This is a genomic window from Pseudomonas sp. 2822-17 (assembly GCF_002742485.1).
In the GTDB taxonomy this organism is placed as follows: domain Bacteria; phylum Pseudomonadota; class Gammaproteobacteria; order Pseudomonadales; family Pseudomonadaceae; genus Aquipseudomonas; species Aquipseudomonas cyclaminis.
The window spans coordinates 1-278 of the sequence record NZ_LJRZ01000702.1; the positions used below are offsets into that span (position 1 = coordinate 1).

Genomic DNA, 278 nt, shown 5'->3' on the forward strand with positions numbered 1-278 from the left:
CATTAAAATTGAATAAAATCACTTATTTCCCAAGTAGAGAGCATTAGTCAAAGAATAAACTATAAAGTGAAGATCCTGAAAGCTTTGTTAATCAACTTGCTAGCTAAGTTTTTAGAAGTAGACGGAGGCATTGAAATGAATGGAATTAAAATTTTAGATACGTTTGGATTTAAAACAGACGAAGAGCCGAAAAGTATATATCCTTTTTCACCGGTTTATCGAGTAACAGGCGAAAATAATGATTTTATTATTAAAAAAACACAAAGAACGATGGAACG

General features: G+C 30.6%; 1 protein-coding gene. It reads left to right on the plus strand.

The annotated features are described in order from the left end of the window. Positions 1–66 precede the first annotated feature (66 nt). Positions 67–278, plus strand: a 212-nt coding sequence (locus AOA60_RS32360; protein ID WP_218240836.1) for a hypothetical protein, incomplete at its 3' end; no start/stop codon positions are given.